This is a genomic window from Hungatella sp. (assembly GCF_046966825.1).
On the sequence record NZ_JBKVCZ010000113.1, the window covers coordinates 1 to 20,911 of the forward strand.

Sequence of the window (20,911 nt, forward strand, 5' to 3'; positions counted from 1 at the left end):
TGTCATGAGTTCCCGAAACCGTCGTATACGGGATTTTAAATCTGGATTTTTCTGAAACCCAGTCCATTTTTTCAATAATTTTTCGTTCTGCCTCGCAGGTCCAGTCCATCTCATTCTCACTTTCTGATGTCAAGCAGTCTTTAAAGCCGGGTATGGAACAGCCCGCAAAACGGATCCACCGGATTTTTCCCTGTAAACCGGCTTCTCCCCATTATTTTTTCGACTATGGCATCGATTACGTATCTGCTGGGTGTATAACCATTGATGTACGTCCTGACCTTTGGCACATCCAGGAGCATATAAGGGTTATCCACAGATATAAAGAGTGTCGGGATTTCATAAATGTATCTGGGTGTGTTGCATCCGCCCGGCGCGGTCCAGGAAATTCTGGAAACATTGTCACTGCCGGAAGTTTTCACGCTGCAGTAATACAGAATCAGGTCAAACCGCTTCGTCATGCTCTCTATGCTGTTCCCAATTGGAAGCAGATCTTTTCTGGAAGCATCGTAGACGGTCACTTCAAACCCTTCTCTCTCCAGCAGCCCGGCCAGATACTCCGCCTGATTGCAGATGGGATCGTGGTAACCGCCCTTGTCGCCCAGGACATGGAGCAGGATCCGTCTCTGCGTTTTGGGGCTTATGGGGAGCAGGTTCTGGGTGTCCTTAACCAGGGTAACCGACCGGTCCGCACACTCCCTGGCCAGATTGCGGTTATCCTCGCGTTCAAACACCTTCAGCGCCTCATCTCCCGGAAACAGGGTTCCCTCCTCCATCTTTTTATGAAGCTTTAGATGAGCCTTCAATGCCAGAATCCGTGCAACCGCTTCGTCCAGACGTTCCCTGCTGATGGTCCCGTCTGCTGCCGCGTCCAGCACGTACTGGTAATCTTCTTTTAAATCCAGGGTAAACAGGATCATATCACAGCCTGCCGCCACCGCAAGGGGCAGGGCATCTCTTCTGGCCATGGTCTGCATGAATCCGGTCATCGTCGTAGCATCCGTCACCACCAGCCCGTTAAATCCCAGCTGCTCCCGCAGGAGCCTTGTGGTCAGATCGCAGGACAGGGAGCCGGGAAGAATCTCCTCATCCCGGATATCCGGATTCATCTTTCTGGAGTATGCCGGCAGCATGATATGGGCGGCCATGACGGTTTCCGCGCCATCCTCTATCAATGCTTTATAAATCTTTCCATAGGAGGCATCCCACTCCCTGGCCGTGCAGTCGTTGATGGTGGTTACCATATGCTGGTCCCGTTCATCCCGCCCGTCTCCGGGCCAGTGCTTCAAGCATACGGCCATACCGTTTTCCATCTGTCCTCTGACAAACTCCCTGGACATCTGAAGGACCGTTTCCTGGTCGGAACTGAACACTCTCGTATTCGTAATGGGATTGTGATAATTCGTGTCAATATCCAGAATCGGCCCAAAGTTCCAATTGGCTCCGGTTGCCGCCGCCTCCTCCCCACAGACCCGCCCCAGCTCATACGCCCATCTCTTATCTCCGGCTGCCGCGATCTGCATCTGCGTCCCGAATAAAGTGCCTTCTTTGCAGATCCCATCCGCTCCCCGCTCGAGATTGGACGCGAACAGCAGAGGAATCCCGGTTCTGGCCTGAAGCTTTTTGAAATTTTCTTTTACTTTCCTCGCCGGAAAAACATCGGTCATATAGCCGCCCGGATAAAAGCCCAGGGCATCCATTTCCGCGGCCATCTCTTCCACCGGTTTATCCTTGATTAAAATACAGAACAGATGGCTGACCTTCTCTTCCACGGTCATCTTCTTCATACAATCCTGTACCCATGCAATATCACTCTCATCCAGGAAGAATGGCTTTGCCTTAAAATCCACGTTCATACCGTACGCTCCTTTCTTATCCCTTGACACCGGAGGATGCCAGACTCTGCTCGAAGAAACTCTGGAAACACAGGAATACGATCAGGATCGGTATAATCGAGATGACCGATGCCGCCATGATCGGCCCGTACTCTGCCGTAAACTCGCTGATCATGTTGCGCATTCCCAGCTGAATCGTATACAGTTCCCTGGAGTTGATGTAGATAAGCGGAGCCAGAAAATCGTTCCATACGGACACAGAGGTCAGGATCACCAGCGTTCCGATTACCGATTTGGAAAGAGGCATGATGATCTTGGAATAGATGCCGAACTCATTCAGGCCGTCAATCCGCGCCGCCTCGCTCAGTTCATTGGGAATTCCATCGAAGAACTGCTTCATCAGGAATACGCCCATGGGGTTAAACGCCTGAATCAGGATCAGCGCCATATGGGTATTGGTGAGTCCGAATATCTTGATAACGGAAAACTGAGGAATCATAACCACCTGGTAGGGAAGCATCAGGGTTGCCAGGTACAGGATGAAGATCTTATCTCTCTCCGGAAATACCAGCTTGCTGAATGCGTAAGCCGCCAGGCTGCACGTCACGATCTGCAGAATGGTAATCACCACCGTCAGCTTCAGTGTGTTAAAAAACAGCTGCGGATAATTGGCCTTATTCCAGATATAGGAGTAATTTTCCAGTTTCAGATTCTGAGGGATCCACTGGATGGGGAAATTGAAGACTTCCAGACTGTCTTTAAAGGAAGAAGACAGCATCCAGAGGAACGGAAGAATCATAGTTAAAGACGATGCGATGACGACCGTATACTTGACAATCGATAAGAACAGCGCAAGTCCGGTTTTTTTCTTTTTTTCTGCCATGCTCTCTCCCTCCTAATCCTGTTTTTGACGTTTGAACTGAATCAGCGTCACCACTAAGATACAGGCAAACAGTACCATAGCCTCTGCCGATGCGTAGCCAAACTTGTAATTCTGGAATGCCTCTTTGTAAATCTGAAGCACCAGAACGGATGTAGCGCGTCCCGGGCCGCCCTTTGTCATGATGAAAATCGGCGTAAATACCTGAAACGAGTTGATGATGCACATGATGGTTATGTAAAAGGTAACCGGTTTAAGCTGTGGAATCGTAATAAACCGGAAGCGCTGGAACGAATTGGCCCCGTCTACGGTAGCCGCCTCATACAGTGAGTTATCAATCCCCTTTAAGCCCGCCAGATAAATGATCATATAGTATCCGATTCCTTTCCAGATAATCATGATCATCACAGCCAGCAGCGCCCAGTCCTTATCCGACAGCCACGCGGGAACATTTTGAAGGCCAATGCTGTGCAGGATCTGATTTAAGGGGCCGTTCTTGGAATAAAGAAACTGCCATACAACCGAAATCGCAACAATAGAGGAAATATGCGGAAAGAAATGCGCCGCACGGATTGCAGAAGAAAACTTAATGCCGGAATCCAGAATAAATGCCATAACCAGCGACAGCATGATGATAAACGGCACGGTCCCCACCGTATAAATAATGGTATTCCAAAGGGATATCGTAAAGTTTGAATCGCGAAACAGATTGATATAGTTTTTAATTCCCACAAACTTAGCCGCACCGGATCCGTCCCAATTCGTAAAGCTTAAACCGATTGCCCAAACAGCCGGTATTAAGGTAAAAACTGCAAACCCGATGATATTTGGCAGCAAAAAACAGAACGCCATCTTCCTGTTCCGGTTGACCACTACCTGGTTCGACTTGTATACTGCTGTCGTTTTTGCCATATCGTCCCTCCTTGTTATAAGCACTTCGCGGCGTTCCCTGGCCGCTTACGTGCAATACATGTCATCTCGCTCAGCGCGTGACGCTTTTTAAAGTCTGAGCCGGCAGACTTGAATGCTGCACTGCGTAATATGCGGCGCAGTGCAGTGCTCAAAATATCATACCGGCTCAGGAACCACCCCTTAGTTCTGAGACAGAATCTCTTCACGGCGGGTATTTAAGTTATCAGCCATCTCTTCCGGAGACTGGTTGTCTGTAAGAACAAGCTCAAGTTCTTCGTTTACTGCACTTGACATCTGGCCTAAATTCACGCTTGCCTCTCCAAGGCCGTAGCTGATATTGTCCGTCAGCGCTTCCATGGATGATTCGTCAAGCCCTGTGCTCTCTTTAAATGTGGTCATAATCTCGTCTGACATGTATCCCGGAACCAGCATGGATTCTGCAACGATCTTTGCGCCCTCTTCTCCGCAGAGAAACGTCATCAAATCCCATGCCGCATCTAATTTTTCCGTCTTAGGATTGATCAGTACCGGCGTAGAGGTTGCGAAGCCCTTCTTCTCGGTTCCTTCCCAATAAGGAGATTTCACAATGCCGTATTCAAATCCAAGATCCTGTGCTTCCAGAAGCTGCGTCATCCAGGAACCGTTATACAGCATGCCCCATTTCCCCTGGTAGAAGTAGGTCTGATCCTTCGACATAGAGACAGACTCCGCATAGTCTTCCCAGACACCGTCTTTCATCGCTGCCATAACCTTTGAAGCTGCCGGCACCAGCTCATTAAAATCGCTGGAGGTAATATCAAACCCGTTTACGGCTCCGACGAGACACGGTGCGATAAATCCTGGTTTTGGATAGAACGCACATCCATAGACATCGTCATGGCTTAACTGCTTTCCGAGTTCAAAGAACTGCTCCCATGTCATATCATTGGTGGGATATGCAACTCCTGCATCATCAAAAATCTTCTTATTATAATAGATCACCCAGTCATTGGTCCGGAACGGAAGGGCATAGAGGCCGCCGTCAATCACATAATGCTGTTCCAGAACGGTTCCGTAAGGGGTGAGATCAAATCCCTTTTCTTTTGCTGCGGCATTTAAGTCGAGGGCAAAATTCTTCTGCACCAGCGTCGGATAAGAAGTATTGGATTTTGCAAAATATACGTCAATGTCATCGCCGGAAGCCAGCATCGTGGTAAGCTTTGTCTCGTAATCGTTGGCCGGCGCGTTGATGACCTCCACTTCAATATTGGGATATTTCTGGTTAAATGCCTCCATCATGGCCGGGTATACAGAGCCCTCCACGTCATAGTCCCAAAGAGCCAGCTTTAACTTCGTCTTTTCTCCTGACACCTCTTTGCTTTCTCCCGCCGCTGCTGCCGCAGACTCAGTCGCCGGAGCTGCTGTTGTGGTCTCTGTCTTCGTTCCGGTACCGCTGCATCCTGCAAGAACTGTCACTGCGGCTGCGGCTGCCAGCATTACACTTACGTTTCTTTTCTTCATGTGAATAATCCCTCCATTTTGAATGCCAATAAAAACCGCCAATCTTTTTTACGATCATTTATTGGTTTTACGATTGTTTTGTACGTTCATTATATTCTTTTATGTACGTTATGTCAATAGTGTTAAGAAATCTTTTTCGTTTCTTGTTGTTTTTATGCGTTTTTTCGCCTTATATTGTTCATTCAAGTACTTTTATGAATTATATTTTTATTTTTTATAGCGATATGTGCGATCTTCTATTGATTTATTGTACATTTTTTGGTATGCTGTCCCTGTATTCTCAAGTTCTTTCTATTTTTTCGTTCATTCAGGAGGATTATATGAACGTTTTAGTGATTGATGTTGGTACTTCCAGCATGAGGGGGATTTTATACGATGTGCACGCAGCAGAACTGAAAAAGATTCAAATTTCCTATTCCCCGTTCTATATTGATCAGATTTGTGTAGAGCAGAATGCTTCTGACTGGACCTCGGCACTGATCCGGATCTGTTCCGGATTGGCGCAGGCCGCCAAAGAAGAAAACAGGAAGATTGATGTGCTGTCTCTCACCTCACAGCGATCCTCCGTGCTTCCTCTGTCGAAGGATATGGAACCGCTGTCTCCGGCAATCATGTGGCAGGACAAACGCACAATGTCTCTCTGCCATGATTTAAAGAAGTCTGATCCTGTCATAATCCAAAAGGCAGGAAGCCGGATTAATCCGGTTTACTCCGGCAGTAAAATGGCCTGGATCCGCAGGAATCAGCCGGAGCTGTTTGAACATGCGGCAAAACTGGCGGTCATTCCCGATTATCTGGTATGGTTTATGACGGGTACTCTGGTCACCGACCATACCTACGGGAGCCGCTCTCTTCTCATGAATTTGGGAACCCGGGAGTGGGATGAGGAGCTTCTGCGGCTCTTTGAACTCCCCCGCTCCAAGCTCTGTGATCTCATATCTCCCGGCACTGTGGCGGGACACATATCCGGCCCATTTTCGCGGCTCACCGGACTTTTGGAAGGGACGCCGCTCATATCGGCCGGAGGCGATCAGCAGTGCTCCGCGCTGGGCCAGGGGGTGATCCGCCACGGAGACGCCCAGATCACGACAGGTACCGGCGCTTACATCATCAGCGGCTGCGATGAACTTCCTGTGATTAAAGGCAGCGAAGTCATCGCGGGCGTCAGTGCAATACCGGGGAAATACGTTTTAGAGAGCAGTATTCTGGCCTGCTGTTCCGCCTTTAACTGGTTTCATAACGCCTTTTATCCTGACAGCGACCACGGCTTCGATTCGATCAACCGGGAAATCCTGGATTCGCCTCCTGCGGCAGGCGGCATCATCGCTCTGCCTTATTTTCAGGGGCAGGGGACGCCAGACTGGAACAGCATGGCCACGGCCTCCCTCCTGGGTCTCACGCTGTCCTCCTCAAGAGGGGATATGGCCAGAGCCATCTTAGAAGGGATCTGCTATGAGATAAAGGTCAATATGGAGTGCATGGCACGGTATCTTCCTGCCCCCTCGTCCATTGTCTTAAGCGGCGGCCTTACGAAATGCCCGTCCCTGGCGCCATCCCTGGCCGGAATCCTGGGTACGCCGGTCACCCAGTACAGCAATCCGGAGTCCACTGCCTTAGGCGCATGGATGTCCGCCGCCGTAGCCACCGGGCTGTATCCCGGCTGGGAAGAAGCCTTTCGGGCCGCCCGGGCCTCCGATGCCGTTACGCAGACACTCCCGGAAAACAGGGACAACTACAAAAAAGGATACAGTCTGTATCAGGAATCTTATTCCAGACTGTATCCTTACACTTAAATATTCTGTTATCTGTCCTTACCTGTCAATCGGTAACGTGGCCCTTCAATATGGTCACGTTATCTTTTTCCAGCCTTGACGTAACTGCCTCGTCGGCCAGCTCGTCCGTAACGATATGGGTAATCTGATGGGTATCCGCGATGATAAAATTATGCAGCTTGCCGATCCGCTTATGATCCGCCAGTATGACGACCATATCCTTTGCCCGCTCGATCATCAGGCTGTTTACCATGGTTTCCTGAAGCACCGCCGTGCTGATCTCGCCTTCTGCCGTGATCCCGCTGACTCCGATGAAGCACTTGTTCGCCCGGATCTTCCGTATGGTGGCGAGTGCAAAATCCCCTACCAGGGAACATTTCGTTCCGTGCAGCTCTCCGCCGGTCAGAATAATGCTGACCAGCGGATCGTGACTGCTGGTAATGGCATTTCCATTATTCGTTATTACGCTGACCCGCTTGCCGGATATATAGTCCAGCATTAAAAGAGCCGTCTTACTGCTGTTGACGAATATTATATCGCCCTCCTCAATCAGTTCTGCAGCCTTCTTTGCAACGACTCTTCTGTAATCCGTCGTTCCGTCCTGACCGGTGGCAGGCGGGACATCCAGCGTCGGATCTTCAAAAAGGGTGCCTTCTATCAATTTTGCACCGCCGTAATGGCGTTTCACAAATCCCTGATTTTCAAATTCAATCAAATCCCGTCTTATGGTAAGCGGTGAGACTCCCAGTTCATTGGCTAATTGATCGACCGATACTTCTTTCTCTTTCTGCAGTCTCTGTAAAATCGTCTGCTGCCTTTTTACAATGACACCCTTTTTGTTTTTCACTTCGACAACCTCTTATATCCTGTTATAGTTTCGTTTCCCGCCTTCCGCAGAAGACATTTTCACTTAAAATACATTTTCCTGATCGTTTCATTCAGACGCATCGCATTTCACGAACGTTTCTTGATGAAAAAGGATTTGTTTAGAACGTTTTATCGAACGTTGCAGCAAATATCTGCGGTGTTTCAGTCCAGCATTCCCCGCCAAATGCTTATATAGTACATATCATACCATATATTTCATTATTTGAACAGTTCAATAGCCAGGAACTTAAAATTTGAATTTAAAATTCCTGGCTATAAACAGTAACCTATAATCTCTTCTTTGTTTTTGACGTTATGAATCCCAGCGCAATCGCAGCCGCGCACCCGGCCAGTTTGGACACCAGCAGAGCAGGCAGCATGTCCGGCTCGGTGCTCACGGTAAATCCCAGATGGGCGGCCAGCATGGAGGCGGAGCTCACCATATACGCCACATTGACAAGCTTGCCAAACGTGTTCATGTCCTTCATCATGACGAGCGCCGGTATGGGACTCACGATACTGACCAGCAGCCCCAGGACACTGATGCTGTCCAGCCCCATTCTGGCGCCCAGCGCGGTACAGGGCCGTTTCAGCCGGCGCTGTAAAAATTCCGTCACGGGAAGGCTGCCCAGAAGCACCACACCGATGGAGGAAACCACCGCCATGGCCTCCTCAATAGGAGCCATTCCGGGAATCACCACAAATCCTGTCATGTATGTAACCGCCGCCAGCACAAGCCCGGCGGTTATCACGGTACGGATAAGAACAGTGAACACCTCAAAGCCTTTCACCATGCCATCAGGAATGCGGAACAGACCGATTCCCAGCAGAAGGGCCAGAACCAGAACAGGAAGATTCTGATGCAGAATCTCCCCGATCCCCAGGCCGCACACAGCCCCTCCGGTGATCAGCGCCGCCGGCATGGCAGCCAGTCCCAGCATAATCCCCTTTGCAAATACAGGGCGGTCGCCCTCTTCGATCAGCCCCATCCCTACCGGAATGGTAAAGACAATCGTACAGCCAAACACAGAGGCCGCCACGATTCCCGCGTACCTTCCGATCAGCGGATTCTCCGCCAGCTCCATGGAAAGCTGATATCCGCCCATATCGATGGCCAGAAAGCTTCCAAACATGGCGGGGTCCACCCCAAGGAACCGGTAAACCGGAATGATAAGCCTTCCCAGCGTCCCCGATACCAGCGGGGCCAGGCAGATGATCCCCACCATGGACAGCGCGGTCGGCCCCAGATACTGAAAGCCTTCCTCAAATTTCTTCCCATACCCAAAACGGTTCCCCAGGATACGGTCAATTCCCCCAGCCACGGCGCCCAGCGCCATAATGATCATAATAATCCGGTTTATCATATCTCTGTCTCCAAAATCAAATTTAATCTCTCACCGGACACTGTCGGCTGTGTCTCATTGTACCACAAACACGATACTCGTGGAAGACCTCATTCGCTTTTGAGCAGGTATGAATCTTCTATTCTTTACCTCTGAATCTCAAAGAATACGCGTTTCCCGTCCTGTCCAGAATCTCCTCCAGCACACGTTTCGGCACCGCCGCATTCAGCCGGATAAATCCCAGCCCGGCTTCCCCAAAATGGCTGCCTTCATAGACGGATACCTTCGCCTCCTCTAGAAAGAACTTAACAATCTGCGTTTCCGTCATCCCTGTCTTTCTGTAATCAATCCATGCCAGGAAGGTTCCTTCCGGTTCCCTCAGTTCAAACAGCGGCATGTGTTCCTTTAAATATCCGGCCAGAAGGCTCATATTTTCATCCAGACAGCGATTTAATTCCTCTTTCCACGGTCCGCACTCCTGATATGCCGGTTTTATCACTGCCGCCGCAAATATGTTTGGATTATGGAATCCCTCCCGGTCTACCGTCGCCTTCATCGCCTGACGCATGGAATCGTCGGGTATGATCATATTGGAAAACATAATTCCCGGAATGTTGAACGTCTTCGTCACGGACTGGTATACGATCATCCTCTTCCTCATCGGTTCGGAGAGCGACAGTATGCTGCAAAACCGTCTGCCTTTCCTTATTATATCGGCATGAATCTCATCGGATAAAAGAAACAGTTCATGGCGCAGGCAGAAGGACTCCACCGCCTTTAATTCCTCCGCTTCCCAGACCCTGCCCGTCGGATTGTGGGGATTGCAGAGAATCATCATTTTCACAGAAGCATCCATCTTCGATTCCAATGCGTCAAAATTCATACTCCAGCGTGTTCCGTCCCACTCCAGCGGACTCCCGATCATGATTCTGCCATGCTTATTCACCGCATCCGTAAGGGCCGGGTAAGCCGGCGTGTGAACAATAATCCTGTCCCCCGGCTTTGTAAACGTCTCCACGGCCATGTTTAGCCCAATATTGATTCGCGGGGAAAACAGGATCCACTCATCTTCGACCCTGCATCCGTATTCTCTGCGGATCCACTCCCCCACAACAGCGGGATAACAGGACGGAAGATTGGTATAGCCATATATTCCGTGATCTGTCACCTTCCGGCACGCCTCCCGTATGGGTTCCGGCGCGCGAAAATCCATATCGGCCACACCGCAGTGCAGGATATCTTTCCCGTACTTTTCATCCATTTCATCGTATTTCGCGCAGTTGGTCCCTCTTCTGCTGATCACTTCATCAAAACAGCCTGTATTCATCTCCGCTCACCTACCCTTTTACAGAACCGGCAATCAGGCTCTGCTGCACCTGCCTGCTCAATATCACATAGATAATGATAATGGGGAACGTGGCGACCACCAGCCCGGCCCCAATGGGGCCCCAGTCTGTCGTATACTGCCCTACCAGGGACTGTATTCCAACCGTCAGCGTCCGGTATGCCGGCTTGCTGATAAACACGACCGCAAACATCAGCTCATTCCAGGACTGCAAAAACGTAAAAATAGCGATCGTGGCCAGCGACGGCTTCATCAGCGGGAGTATAATCTGAATAAAGATTTTATATATATTGCATCCATCGATACACGCGGCTTCCTCCAGCTCCACCGGAATGGAAGAGATAAAACCGGAGCTGATCATAATCGCCATCGGCACTGCGAAGGCCGAGTACGGAATAATCAGGCACCAGTAAGTATTGATTAAATGCACCTGCCGCATCATGATAAATACGGGCAGCAGCGCTGCGTGGATCGGTATGGTGATTCCCATGATAAAAATCAGCTGAAAGGTCTTCTGAAGCTTCCATTTCATCCGGATCAGGGCATAGGAAGCCATCAGAGATGCAATACAGACGATCAGAATAGTGGCCGCCGTAACGATAATACTGTTGGCCAGATAGCGCCCCACATTTCCGCCCATAAAGGCATGGGTGTAATTCTCAAAGCGCCAGACCGAGGGGAGGCCAACCATATTTCCCTGAAATATCTCCGTGTTGTCCTTCAGTGAAAACGTCAAAAGCCAGTATAAGGGGAATATCTGAAGCGCGGCCCAAAAGATCAGACACGCCTGAATGACTGCCCGGGATAAATTTAATTTTTTCATATGTCCTCCCTTACTCATTGTCACGAAATGCCCCACGAATCAGCCATGCAAAAAGGAAGCATTCCAGAATAATGAAAATTGCCATCGAGCTTCCATAACCATACATATTTCTGGAGAAAATGGTCTCAACCATCAGCGTACTCGGAAGCTGGCTCGCTCCCGCCGGTCCGCCGCCCGTCATAACGTACACAAGATCGAAGTTCTTTAAAGATCCCACCACCGCAAAGGTCACGCAGACCTTCAAAATCGGCTTCATAAGCGGAATGGTAATATGTAATGCAGTCTGAATCCCATTGGCGCCGTCGATACGGGCCGCTTCAAAAATCTCCTCTGAGATGGAGCGCACCGAGGCATACATCAGCAGCATGTGGTAACCGATGTATTGCCACAGCACCGGCACGATCACGGCAAAGATCACCTTTTTTGTGTCTCCGAGCCAGTTCCCCGTAAGCTGTTCTAAGCCCATGGATCTTAAGACCGTATTCAGAAGCCCGTACTGCGGATTGTAAATCTTCATCCAGAGCTGTCCGATCACCACGGTAGAAATCAGAACCGGAATGAAATAGACGCTGACGTAAAAACGTTCCCCCTTTACTCCTCTTGCCAGAATCAGCGCCAGGATGAGAGAAATCGGCAGCTGCACAAAGACAGATCCCGCTGCAAAAATCAAAGAATTCTTAACTGCCCTCCAGAATCCATCACTGTTGGTGAGGAACAGCTCCTTATAGTTATCAAACCCCGTAAATACCTTTTTCCCGATCCCATCCCACTCAGTGAGGCTGTAAGTCACGGACATAAAGATCGGCACGATAATAATGGTCAAAAACAGGACCAGCGCCGGAAGCAGGAAAATAAACACGGCTTTTTTATTTGACAGTACCCGGTTCACAAAAAACCTCCTATCTTTTTATGAAGGGGACTGTCTCCAGCCCCCTTTCGGTTTGGAGGCGCTCTCAAAAAACCGTTTCCGGGAGCGCTCCTCGTTTACTGATTTAATTTCTGCAGTTCAGCCACATACTGTTCCGGCGTAATACTGCCGACAAACAGCTCCTGAAGCTTGTTTAAATATACGGTTGCATCTTTTCCTTCCATCAGATTATCCCACCAGATTGTATAGCTTGTGGCGTCTTTTGTGAAATCATAGATCTCCATTAAGAGCGGATTGATTTCAGATTTATCTACGTCCACGTTCACATACGGAAGGATGCTGGAACCGATCTTGTACTTTCCGATCGCCAGTTCATAGGCAATATACTGAGCAACTTCGGTTGTAAGCTTCGGATCCCTGGTGGCTGCGCTGACCGCAAAGGCCGTATCCGGTCCGCCGGTAAAGTCTGTCACTCCTGATTTTCCATCCTTTAATACCGGGAATGGGAATACTCCGATTTTCCCCTGTACCAGGGAAGAGTCCTTATACACTCTCGTCGCCGTCCAGCTTCCGTTTAAGTACATCGGAATCTGTCCCTGAAGGAACGGAACCTCCGATTCTTCTCTTGAGATACCGGCGGAGCCATCCGGAAATGCGCCCATATCCACCAGCTTCTTCAGGCACTGGGCCGCCTCTAAGAATCCAGGATCGTCATATCCAGTCTCTTTTCCGGTGGCAGCCTTTACGCCCTCGCTTCCAACAGCCCTTAAGGCCAGAAGATCGTGATACATGGCAATCGTCCACGGTTCCTTTCCGCCTACGGTCAACGGTGTGATTCCGTTGTCGAGGAAGGTCTGGCATACTGTCAGGAAGTCATCAAAGGTCTCCGGGACTTCCAGATTCAGTTTTTCAAACATCTCTTTATTATAAAACATGCAGGCCACCGACTGGTCTGTCGTAAGCGCATACGTTTTTTCATCGAACTGGAAGCCGGTCAGGGTTGACGGCCCCAGATGTGACTTGAAATCATCGGTCAGATAATCGTCCAGCGCCTCTACCTTTCCCGCTTCGACAAACGGCTTGATGAAGCCATGGCCCCAGGTATAGAAGATGTCCGGCGTTTCATTGGCCGCGATGGCCGCCTTTAATTTCATCTTATACGCCTCATTTTCAGCCGTGTCGGATTCTATCTTTACATGGAACTTTTCTTCCGCATCTTTTACGACCTGATCGATAATTGCCTTATTTGGATCGGTATCCCCTCCGAATATATGCCACAGCTTGATCACAGGCACTTCCCCTGTATCACCACTGGCCTCCTGTGTGGTTTCCTTAGACGTTTGTGCAGCACTGGTATCTCCTCCGGCTGTACTGTTTACTGCACCCGATCCGCAGGCAGTCAGTCCCATCGCCATAGTACCCGCAAGTGCAAGTGCCATGACGGTTCTCCATGTTTTCTTTTTCATGATTCCGCTCCTCCAATATGATTTGTCTGATTCAAAAGCGCTTGTGAATGTAACTCTATTTTACACAGTTCAGCGTTTTCACGGAAGAGAGAGATTTTACTGTTTCTGGTGATTAACTTACTATTTTCCCGGTGGTTCACGTCTCATTTTCCGGCTTTGCCATTAGCCGTATAGTAAATCGCTTACTTTCTCTAGTAGATTTTTTACTTCATTTTCCGCTTTGTTTACTTTTAAAATTCACCGTGATATGATGACATAATAGCAGGGGGGATGCATTTATGGGGAAACGGAAAGTGAGCGCTTTAAATCTGTGGAACTGGGCGTTTCACAGTAAAATATCGAGAAAAATCAGCACGGTCTTTTTTGGTTTTCTGCTGCTCAGTGTTATTCTGACTTACTTTTCATACCGCTATGTATCGAAAGAATACGTCCTGTCCAACATGGAACAGCATTCCAGACAGACACTCACTTCGATCCGCTCCAACATCGTGGAAATGGTGGAAAATACCAATAACAGCTACAGCCTTCTGCTGAAAAGCGGTATCTCTGATCTCACAAAGCTTCCACTGAAACCAACTGACCGGAAATTTTATGACAATTATCTTTTTACCATCATCGACAGCTACAATCATCTCGATTCTATCTATATTATGAATCTAAAGGGGCAGCTCTATGGAGTCGATAAGTTCGGCATCAAGACGCCGGTGATTCACTCTGTCACAGAGGCCCCCTGGTATCAAAGCGCCATGGATGCCAAGGGGAGCTGTATTCTTTCGCTTCATGCCGGCAATATTTTTCTTCCCGACTACTCCGAAGATTTTCTGTCGGCAGTCCGGGTCATCAATGATTTAGAAACCCAGAAACCGATCGGCTTCTCTATTATGAACATACCGACGCGCTCCATCAACCAGATATTTGAGCACGTCTTTCAGCCATCCGATATCGAGATTACCCTGTATGACGATTCCGGGGAGATCATCAGCACCTACGGCAGTACAAAGGAAGGGGAAAATCACCACAATATCAGCCCCTTCATCGGTCCCGCGTCTGCTTACTACAGTGCCAGCGGCAAGAATTCGCTGTCGGCCGGAATCTATATTCCAGAATACCAGTGGAAATTAACCGCCACCTTCCCTCTGAAATACGAGTCCACACTGAGCACCTCCCTGCTCCAGATCTCCTTCTGGATTTTCTTCATCAATATGGTGCTCATGCTGATCTGTGTCATCGTTATTGCAAAATCGATTCAGACGCCTGTCTCCCAGATGATTCAGGCCATGGGCCGCGCGGAAAACGGGAATTTCGAACCGGTGGCCGTCCGCCATCCGAACAGCGAACTGGGTCTTCTGGAGATTCATTACAACCAATTAATCGACAGGCTTCAGTTTCTCATGGAACGGCTGGTGCAGGAACAGAAGCTGAAAAGAAAGACGGAGCTCCGCGCGCTACAGGAACAAATGAAACCGCATTTTCTGTATAACACGCTGGATACCATCGGATACATCGTGCTCACCGGAGACACCAATCAGGCCTATGACGCCATCACCGCGCTGGGCAGTTTTTACCGACAGAGTCTGAGTAAGGGGAAACAGTACATCACCCTGGAGCAGGAACTGCAGATCATAAAGGATTACACCTCCCTTCTCTCCCTGCGCTATGAGGATTTATTTACTGTAAACTATGATGTGGATGAAACGCTGTACCAGCACGAGATCATAAAACTCCTGCTTCAGCCCCTGGTCGAAAATTCGGTCTACCACGGAATCAAACCGCTCGGGGAACCCGGCACCATCCTGATATCCGTCAAACGCCAGGAGACCCAGATCTGTCTCACGGTTACCGACAACGGGGTCGGGATGGACGATCAATTGCTGCAAAGCCTGCGCTCCTTAAGCCCCTCGCCCAGAGACAGCTTCGGTCTGGCAGGCACAATTGAGCGGGTCCATATTTCTTACCCGGAAAAGGGTGCCGTGGAGCTGCTCAGCCAAAAAGGAAAGGGAACTTCTGTCATCATTAAAATACCGTTTTAGGAGGTCTGCCGATATGTATCAGCCACAGCCCATAAAAGTGATGCTTGTAGACGATGAAGATAAAATGAGGGGACTGCTGCGGATCTGCATCCCATGGGAGGAACTGGACTATGTCATTACGGATGATGTATCCAGCGCAAACCAGGCATTGGAGCTGATTGCCGAACGAAAACCGGATGTCATCATCACCGATATTGAAATGCCGTTTATCAACGGCCTGGACTTTGCAGAAATGGTTCTGGAAGAATATCCGCACATTAAAATCATCATTCTTACCGCCCACGATGAATTCGACTACGCCAAGCAGGGGCTGGAAATCGGAATATCGAGTTTTCTTTTAAAACCCATTAAACGTGAGGAACTGATCCGGACCGTGACCGATATCCGCAGCTCCATCCGGGAAGAGCAAAAGAAGCTCTATCAGCACGAACTCCTTCAAAAGAAGCTGAACGAAAACCGTGACTACATAATCCAGAATTTTTTCAGCAACATGATGGTCAGCAGCCTCCCCTCCGATTACCTTTGGGAAAATTTGAGCTATTACCAGATACCGTTGCATCGTGACTCCGGTTTCTATAATATCCTTCTCCTGACGCTGAATGTCAGCCAGGACATTGAAGAAAGCATCATGCAGCAGTTCCAGTGCCGGGAAATCATCCAAACGGCAGCGGAGCGGCTAAGCGGCCTCCTGGTCTTTCAGGATATTCATATGAACCTGGTCCTGCTGACCGAAAACAGAAAAATCAACTTATACAATTACGGCTTCCATTTTTCTACCCTGCTGAAGGACAAGCTGGGGATCAAATCGTATGTGGGCGTCGGGACGCCGGTGGAGCGCCTCGAGGATATCCGCAGCTCCTACCGTCAGGCCTACCAGAACTCCCAGGTCGCCAAATACAGCCATAACAAGTCATTTCTGGCCAATCCGCCCCAGGAACAGAATCAGCAGGAATTACAGAATTTAATCAATACGGTGACGGAAGAGCTTCCCTTGTATATGCAGCTTCCCCAGGAGGATACCGCTCTGCGGCGCGTTGATGCGGCCTATGATTCGCTGGAACGAATCCCCAGCCATGTTCTCTCCGATGTCATGGTGCTGTCGCTCTCCATCGTAAACATCGTGCTCGCAACACTGAGAGACAAGGGAATCTCCTACAATGAAATTTACAATACGGATCACCTGCCCTACACGCATATCCTGAAGCTGACCGATGAAAAAGACATCCGGCAATACGTCCTTCAGATGGTGCGCTTCACGCTTTACCAGGTAAATCTATATACCGATGCCAAGGGAAACAAGCTCATCCACACGATTTTGCAGTATCTCAACGAAAATCTGTCCACATCGACTCTGACGCTGAAAAAAATCGCGGAGATCAATTACGTCAATCCGTCCTATCTAAGCCGGATTTTCAAGGAAGTCACACAGATGAATTTTGTAGACTACTTAGCGAGCCTGCGGATTGAGAAAGCGAAGAGACTGCTTCAGACCGGCAATCTCCGGATTTACGAAATTGCAGAATCGGTCGGCATCAGCGACCCCAACTATTTTTCGAAGCTGTTTAAAAAATATACAAATATGACACCGGCACAGTACAAAGAAGAGACACACCGACAGGAGGATTATTAATATGACCGATTTTTCAATGTTGTCCGACTATATCATCGGCATACGGAGAACGCTTCACAAGCATCCGGAGCTGAGCGGCCAGGAATTTCAGACCCAGCAGTTAATCAGAAGTGAACTGGACAAACTGGGTATTCCACACCGTACACTGCATGAAACCGATATTCTGGCTGAGATTGCCGGTTTGCAGACGCGCCCGGGGGAAACCACTGACTTACCGCCTGAAAAGCACAGTAAAACAGTTCTGCTGCGCGCCGATCTGGATGCCCTTCCTATTACGGAAAATTCAGACGCGCCCTATGTTTCACAGTCTCCCGGCGTCATGCATGCCTGCGGACACGACTCCCATACGGCTATGCTGCTGGGGGCGGCAAAGCTTCTTTGGGACAGCCGTGACCATTTTTCCGGCACCGTGCGGCTCATGTTTCAGCCGGCGGAGGAAACCGGCAGAGAAACCAGAACGCTGATCGATCGCGGGATGCTTGACGGAGTGGATACTGTATTCGCGATCCATGTGGCGCCCGATCTTCCAACGGGAAAAATCTGTATTCTGCCCGGCCCCTGCATGGCAGGTGTAGATGACTTTTCCATCCGCCTTACCAGCCCCGGAGGCCACGGCGCGACGCCCCATCTCGGATCGGATACGCTCCTTGCCGGCGCCCATCTGGCTGTCAATCTTCAGCAAATCGTCAGCAGAGAAATTGATCCGCAGAAACCGGCTGTCCTTACCATCGGAATCTTCCAGGCCGGCACAAAGGTCAATCTGCTGGCTCAGGAAGCTGTATTATCCGGAAATATCCGTTTCTTCGACAAGGAGCTCAGCGGTTATTTTAAGGAAGCCCTTACCCGTTACAGTGAACACACAGCCGCGATGTACCGCTGCTCCTCTGAAGTCACCTACACGCCGTCCCTGCTCCCGACTGTCAATGATGCCGCCTGCTGCGGCACGGCAAAACACGCGGCCATGACCGTGTGGGGGGAAGACAACTTAATAAAACGTCCAGCCAGCATGACCTCTGAAGATTTCTCCCGATATTTAGAGGCGGTCCCCGGCGTCATGGTATTCTTAGGAACGAGTGACGGAACCCAGAAAACCTCCTGGCCGCTCCACCACGAGTGTTTTGATCTGGACGAATCGGCTTTACTAAATGGCTGCCGCCTCTATGCGGCGTACGCTTGGGAATGGCTATTTCAATAGCTTTCGGTTCGCCATCACAGCCATGTATAAACTTTTTACTCTCAAGTATTGATGTGAGCAGAAATTTCTATTATAATAGGCTGAAGAATATGGAACCGCTGGCAAGAGTACACAAAAAGGCAGATTCCAACATCTGCGCAGAAAGAGGAGAACCAATGTCAGACAAACTCACACGGTGTGACTGGGCCGCCCACGATATACTGAACCAGGAGTATCACGATAACGAATGGGGGAAACCCGTTCACGATGACAGAACACTATTTAAAATGCTGATTCTGGAGGGTATGCAGGCAGGTTTAAGCTGGATTACCATCCTGAAGAAGCGGGATGCCTTCATAAAGGCCTTCGATGATTTCGATCCGGCCATCATCAGTACATACGGCGACGAGAAGATCGAAGAGCTGATGCAGAACGCCGGAATCATCCGAAACCGTTTAAAGATCAACGCGGCCATCACCAACGCCAGGGCATACTTCGTGTTGTGTGAAAAATACGGTTCCCTGGATCAGTTCTTATGGTCCTATGTGGATAACAAACCCATCAAAAATGCCTGGGAAACCATGTCTGATGTCCCTGCCAGCACTCCGTTAGCAGAAAAAATCAGTAAGGATTTAAAGAACCTGGGATTTAAATTTGTAGGCCCTACCATTATTTATGCCTACATGCAGTCGGTCGGGCTGGTCAACGATCATATGACCTCCTGCTTCTGCTATAATCGCGAAGAGTAGAGAAATGGTTAGAGCATGGCTTCCGGATGCATGTGTGATGCAAGGCGCTGCTGCAATTATCTGGTGCTCGGACGCCAGAGAGTCAAAGGCCGTATCAAAGTCATTCTCGTTGGAGAAACTTTAGGATTTTAAAAAGAAGCGCTTTTCCGGTGCAACCATGACCGGAAAAGCGCTTCTTCTATTTTTTGTTACTCATTATTATTCGTTATTTTTCTTTTTTACCAGCTTTTAATTACCGCTCTTTCCATCTCTACAGCAAATTCTTTGGTCCGAACCCGATCGGCAGCAATTCCTTCAGCGTAAAGATTTCATACTCCTCCCTGCTGGAAGGCAGAATAATCTGAAACGTCTCCGGGTCGCAGAATTCCATCATTACCTGGCGGCAGACGCCGCAGGGAGCCGTCAATCCTTCCGGGACACCATCCTTCCCGCCGACGATACAGATCGCAGTAAACTCTCTCACCCCTTCGCTGACCGCCTTGAAGAACGCCGTCCGCTCCGCACAGTTGCTGGGGGTATACGCCGCATTTTCAATGTTGCAGCCCTGATAGATTATTCCGTCAGCCGTGAGCAGCGCTGCTCCGACTTTAAATCCGGAATAAGGGGCGTAGGCCTTCGCCATGGCCGAAAATGCCTGGGATATCATCTCCTCAGCGGGAAGCTTTGCCCTAAGCGCAGCCATTTTCTCCGTACAATCCATAACGGCCTCCTTTCCTTTACCAAACAGTCTAGACTGTATTGCATAAACCGCAGTAACAGAGCTTAATATCCGCCGTCACTCTTCTCCCGCTTTACCAGCTTGATCATCCGGCTGGTTCCCAGGCGCTCCGCGCCCAGCTCCAGGAACTTTTCCGCATCTGAGAGCGACGAGATGCCGCCTGCGGCTTTGATCTTTACCTCTTTTCCCACATGAGCCTTGAAAAGAGCCACATCGTCAAAGGTTGCTCCCGCTTTGGAAAATCCGGTGGATGTCTTGATAAAGTCCGCGCCGGAACGGGTTACGACCTCGCACATACGGATCTTCTCCTCATCGGTGAGAAGGCAGGTCTCGATGATGACCTTTAATATCTTATCTTTGCAGCATTCCTTTAACGTGCGTATCTCCTCCTCCACGCGGTCGTATCTGCCGTCCTTCACCCAGCCGATATTGATGACCATGTCAATCTCATCGGCCCCGTTTGCAATCGCGTCCTTTGTCTCATACGCTTTTACCGCGGTCGTGGAATAACCGTTCGGAAAACCGATCACCGTGCAGACCGCCATGCGGTCCTTCATATATTCCTTCGCCTCCTTCACATAGGAAGGGGGAATGCAGACCGACGCGGTCCCAAATTCCATGGCCTCGTCACAGATCTTCCTGATTTCTTCCCAGGTTGCCGTCTGGGTCAGCAACGTATGATCCACATACTTTAACGTTTCTTTTCCGTCCATAATTTCCTCCTGTGCCTCCTTACAGTTCCAGAGCAATCTCCATCATCTTACCGAATCCCAGCTGGCGTTCCTCGGCGCTTAATTTCTCCTCGCCGTAGATCAGATCCGAGATTGTCAGCATACAAAGCGCTTTCTTTCCCGCAGCCGCTGCATTCATATACAGCGCGGCCGCTTCCATCTCCACGGCCAGCACGCCCATACTGCGCCACTTGTCATTTACGGTGATGTCCGCGTTATAGAAAATGTCGGAAGAAAGAATATTGCCTACCACCACATGGGTCCCCTGTGC

General features: G+C 49.6%; 17 protein-coding genes and 1 pseudogene. 5 read left to right on the forward strand and 13 right to left on the reverse strand.

The window, feature by feature from the left end; all coding sequences use genetic code 11:
• Window positions 1–140: 140 nt before the first annotated feature.
• From ACLTD4_RS25445 to ACLTD4_RS25460, 4 genes are all read right to left on the reverse strand, one after another.
• A complete protein-coding gene (locus tag ACLTD4_RS25445; RefSeq protein WP_320934689.1) occupies window positions 141–1,853 on the reverse strand; it encodes a glycoside hydrolase family 3 protein in 1,713 nt (570 codons plus the stop codon).
• A gap of 16 nt (window positions 1,854–1,869) precedes the next feature.
• Window positions 1,870–2,715, reverse strand: coding sequence for a carbohydrate ABC transporter permease (locus ACLTD4_RS25450; RefSeq protein ID WP_117633983.1), 846 nt, complete (start codon window positions 2,713–2,715; stop codon window positions 1,870–1,872).
• Between the two features lie 12 nt (window positions 2,716–2,727).
• Window positions 2,728–3,624, reverse strand: a complete 897-nt coding sequence (locus ACLTD4_RS25455) for a carbohydrate ABC transporter permease (protein ID WP_002601336.1) — start codon at window positions 3,622–3,624, stop codon at window positions 2,728–2,730.
• A gap of 180 nt (window positions 3,625–3,804) precedes the next feature.
• A complete protein-coding gene (locus tag ACLTD4_RS25460) occupies window positions 3,805–5,124 on the reverse strand; it encodes an ABC transporter substrate-binding protein (RefSeq protein ID WP_117633984.1) in 1,320 nt (439 codons plus the stop codon).
• A 320-nt stretch (window positions 5,125–5,444) separates the two neighbouring features.
• On the opposite strand from ACLTD4_RS25460, the gene ACLTD4_RS25465 reads away from it, so the two are divergent.
• Window positions 5,445–6,917, forward strand: coding sequence for an FGGY-family carbohydrate kinase (locus tag ACLTD4_RS25465; RefSeq protein ID WP_181988597.1), 1,473 nt, complete (start codon window positions 5,445–5,447; stop codon window positions 6,915–6,917).
• A 25-nt stretch (window positions 6,918–6,942) separates the two neighbouring features.
• On the opposite strand, the gene ACLTD4_RS25470 is transcribed toward ACLTD4_RS25465, so the two are convergent.
• From ACLTD4_RS25470 to ACLTD4_RS25495, 6 genes are all read right to left on the reverse strand, one after another.
• Entirely contained in the window at window positions 6,943–7,743 is an 801-nt protein-coding gene (locus ACLTD4_RS25470; protein WP_002601339.1) for a DeoR/GlpR family DNA-binding transcription regulator, read from the reverse strand.
• A 307-nt stretch (window positions 7,744–8,050) separates the two neighbouring features.
• Window positions 8,051–9,127 carry an ethanolamine utilization protein EutH gene (locus ACLTD4_RS25475; RefSeq protein WP_117633986.1) on the reverse strand — a complete coding sequence of 359 codons (1,077 nt, stop codon included), beginning with the start codon at window positions 9,125–9,127 and terminating at the stop codon, window positions 8,051–8,053.
• A gap of 118 nt (window positions 9,128–9,245) precedes the next feature.
• Complete coding sequence (locus ACLTD4_RS25480) at window positions 9,246–10,433, reverse strand: MalY/PatB family protein (RefSeq protein WP_117633987.1); 1,188 nt, start codon at window positions 10,431–10,433, stop codon at window positions 9,246–9,248.
• A 10-nt stretch (window positions 10,434–10,443) separates the two neighbouring features.
• On the reverse strand, window positions 10,444–11,274 hold the full coding sequence (locus tag ACLTD4_RS25485; protein ID WP_002601342.1) for a carbohydrate ABC transporter permease: 831 nt from the start codon (window positions 11,272–11,274) through the stop codon (window positions 10,444–10,446).
• A 10-nt stretch (window positions 11,275–11,284) separates the two neighbouring features.
• Window positions 11,285–12,163: a carbohydrate ABC transporter permease gene (locus ACLTD4_RS25490; protein WP_002601343.1), complete on the reverse strand. Its 879-nt coding sequence runs from the start codon at window positions 12,161–12,163 to the stop codon at window positions 11,285–11,287.
• Window positions 12,164–12,258: 95 nt separating this feature from the next.
• Entirely contained in the window at window positions 12,259–13,608 is a 1,350-nt protein-coding gene (locus ACLTD4_RS25495; protein ID WP_117633988.1) for an extracellular solute-binding protein, read from the reverse strand.
• A 278-nt stretch (window positions 13,609–13,886) separates the two neighbouring features.
• On the opposite strand from ACLTD4_RS25495, the gene ACLTD4_RS25500 reads away from it, so the two are divergent.
• From ACLTD4_RS25500 to ACLTD4_RS25515, 4 genes are all read left to right on the forward strand, one after another.
• Complete coding sequence (locus tag ACLTD4_RS25500) at window positions 13,887–15,638, forward strand: sensor histidine kinase (RefSeq protein ID WP_029467387.1); 1,752 nt, start codon at window positions 13,887–13,889, stop codon at window positions 15,636–15,638.
• A gap of 13 nt (window positions 15,639–15,651) precedes the next feature.
• Window positions 15,652–17,268 (forward strand): response regulator, encoded by a 1,617-nt coding sequence (locus ACLTD4_RS25505; protein ID WP_002601346.1) that lies wholly within the window; start codon window positions 15,652–15,654, stop codon window positions 17,266–17,268.
• 1 nt (window position 17,269) lies between these two features.
• Window positions 17,270–18,463, forward strand: coding sequence for a M20 metallopeptidase family protein (locus ACLTD4_RS25510; protein ID WP_117633989.1), 1,194 nt, complete (start codon window positions 17,270–17,272; stop codon window positions 18,461–18,463).
• Between the two features lie 155 nt (window positions 18,464–18,618).
• Complete coding sequence (locus ACLTD4_RS25515; RefSeq protein WP_117634045.1) at window positions 18,619–19,191, forward strand: DNA-3-methyladenine glycosylase I; 573 nt, start codon at window positions 18,619–18,621, stop codon at window positions 19,189–19,191.
• Between the two features lie 250 nt (window positions 19,192–19,441).
• On the opposite strand, the gene ACLTD4_RS25520 is transcribed toward ACLTD4_RS25515, so the two are convergent.
• The 3 genes and pseudogenes from ACLTD4_RS25520 to ACLTD4_RS25530 form a co-directional block, all read right to left on the reverse strand.
• On the reverse strand, window positions 19,442–19,891 hold the full coding sequence (locus ACLTD4_RS25520; RefSeq protein ID WP_029467398.1) for a cytidine deaminase: 450 nt from the start codon (window positions 19,889–19,891) through the stop codon (window positions 19,442–19,444).
• A 62-nt stretch (window positions 19,892–19,953) separates the two neighbouring features.
• On the reverse strand, window positions 19,954–20,622 hold the full coding sequence (gene deoC, locus ACLTD4_RS25525) for a deoxyribose-phosphate aldolase (protein WP_117633990.1): 669 nt from the start codon (window positions 20,620–20,622) through the stop codon (window positions 19,954–19,956).
• A 19-nt stretch (window positions 20,623–20,641) separates the two neighbouring features.
• A pseudogene (locus tag ACLTD4_RS25530) lies at window positions 20,642–20,911 on the reverse strand (purine-nucleoside phosphorylase); the annotation flags it as partial.

Coding starts and splice junctions, on each gene's coding strand:
- ACLTD4_RS25445 (WP_320934689.1), bottom strand. CDS start 1,853: ATGAACGTGGATTTTAAGGCAAAGCCATTCTTCCTGGATGAGAGTGAT.
- ACLTD4_RS25450 (WP_117633983.1), bottom strand. CDS start 2,715: ATGGCAGAAAAAAAGAAAAAAACCGGACTTGCGCTGTTCTTATCGATT.
- ACLTD4_RS25455 (WP_002601336.1), bottom strand. CDS start 3,624: ATGGCAAAAACGACAGCAGTATACAAGTCGAACCAGGTAGTGGTCAAC.
- ACLTD4_RS25460 (WP_117633984.1), bottom strand. CDS start 5,124: ATGAAGAAAAGAAACGTAAGTGTAATGCTGGCAGCCGCAGCCGCAGTG.
- ACLTD4_RS25465 (WP_181988597.1), top strand. CDS start 5,445: ATGAACGTTTTAGTGATTGATGTTGGTACTTCCAGCATGAGGGGGATT.
- ACLTD4_RS25475 (WP_117633986.1), bottom strand. CDS start 9,127: ATGATAAACCGGATTATTATGATCATTATGGCGCTGGGCGCCGTGGCT.
- ACLTD4_RS25480 (WP_117633987.1), bottom strand. CDS start 10,433: ATGAATACAGGCTGTTTTGATGAAGTGATCAGCAGAAGAGGGACCAAC.
- ACLTD4_RS25485 (WP_002601342.1), bottom strand. CDS start 11,274: ATGAAAAAATTAAATTTATCCCGGGCAGTCATTCAGGCGTGTCTGATC.
- ACLTD4_RS25495 (WP_117633988.1), bottom strand. CDS start 13,608: ATGAAAAAGAAAACATGGAGAACCGTCATGGCACTTGCACTTGCGGGT.
- ACLTD4_RS25500 (WP_029467387.1), top strand. CDS start 13,887: ATGGGGAAACGGAAAGTGAGCGCTTTAAATCTGTGGAACTGGGCGTTT.
- ACLTD4_RS25505 (WP_002601346.1), top strand. CDS start 15,652: ATGTATCAGCCACAGCCCATAAAAGTGATGCTTGTAGACGATGAAGAT.
- ACLTD4_RS25510 (WP_117633989.1), top strand. CDS start 17,270: ATGACCGATTTTTCAATGTTGTCCGACTATATCATCGGCATACGGAGA.
- ACLTD4_RS25515 (WP_117634045.1), top strand. CDS start 18,619: ATGTCAGACAAACTCACACGGTGTGACTGGGCCGCCCACGATATACTG.
- ACLTD4_RS25520 (WP_029467398.1), bottom strand. CDS start 19,891: ATGGATTGTACGGAGAAAATGGCTGCGCTTAGGGCAAAGCTTCCCGCT.
- deoC (WP_117633990.1), bottom strand. CDS start 20,622: ATGGACGGAAAAGAAACGTTAAAGTATGTGGATCATACGTTGCTGACC.